1 protein-coding gene and 1 pseudogene are annotated in these 1,149 nt (G+C 44.5%); both read right to left on the bottom strand.

Annotation, left to right across the window (positions count from 1 at the left end):
• Positions 1-260: pseudogene (locus PX481_RS13310) on the bottom strand (NADP-dependent isocitrate dehydrogenase); the annotation flags it as partial.
• Positions 261-777: 517 nt separating this feature from the next.
• On the bottom strand, positions 778-1,149 hold a 372-nt coding region (locus PX481_RS13305; RefSeq protein ID WP_288094717.1), incomplete at its 5' end, for a Uma2 family endonuclease.

Below are 1,149 nucleotides of genomic sequence, written 5' to 3'. Positions count from 1 at the left end.
AGATATTGATAGGTCCCGTAGATTTCGCAAGCTTCATCGCCAGCATAGACTTTAAACCAATGGATTTTCCTTTGACCAGCGTAGGCTGTGGCGATCGCTGCATCGATAACTTTTTCGGTTGCAGGCCAGATATCGACCCCCGTACCGTCACCACGAATGAAGGGAATGATCGGATCGTCGGGAACTAGAGGTTTTCCGTCAGAAAAAGTAATTGTCGAGCCTGTTGTCGGTGGGGTGATTTTTTCGTAGCTCACAGTCATGGGCTTCCAGAAACAGTATTTATCTATACGTTGGGAGTCTAGCGCCGTCAATATCTATACTCAGGGATTTTGGGTAATTTCTTAAAGATTCCTTTGCTGGCATCTCCGTCAAAACAACCTAGAGGAAAAGCCTGAAACCGAGACAGAGAGTAGGGTTAAGCCTAGAGCCGCCCGCCCGACGGTCAAATGTGTAGATACTTAGGGTTTGCTGAAAAAGCTTTTCCTGGGGGCAGGGTGTGGGGTGTGGGGTGTGGGGTTTTATCGATTTTCAGGTGGTCAACTACCTAATTTTCAGGGAAAAAGTCCAGGAATTTTCCCCCTGATCACTCCCATTCCAGGACTTTTTGATTGACAAAAAGTCTAAAAGTCTTACCCAACAAGGTTTTTAGATTTATTCAGCAAACCCTAGTTATCGCTGTTCTATCAGTGTTGAGGATTCCCGTGAGCAACAATATAGAACAGCGTTAATCGTGCTTAGTTGTTCTATATTGACGGAACCTTTCATCAGCGATCGCATTTACCAAATCTTAGCCATTACTAATACAAACCCCGGCAATTCTGGATCACCACTAATGGTTTCAGGAGCATTTAAAATCTCCGGTTCTCGATGGGGACGATAAATATAGACTTGGCGATTTTGGCGATCTATTAACCAACCCAATAAAGTACCATTGGCAATATATTCCTCCATCTTTTTCTGCAAACTGGATACTGTATCACTAGCAGAACGTAATTCAATGACAAAATCGGGACAGATGGGGGCAAAAGAGGCTTTTTGTTTTTCTGTTAAAGCATTCCAGCGTTCTAATTTAATCCAAGCAGCATCGGGTGAACGAGTCGCACCATTGGGCAGCGTAAAACCCGCACTAGAATCAAACCCAAGCCCCGT

This window comes from Microcystis sp. M53603_WE2 (assembly GCF_030065435.1).
This window is presented reverse-complemented; position numbering and strand designations above follow the sequence as displayed.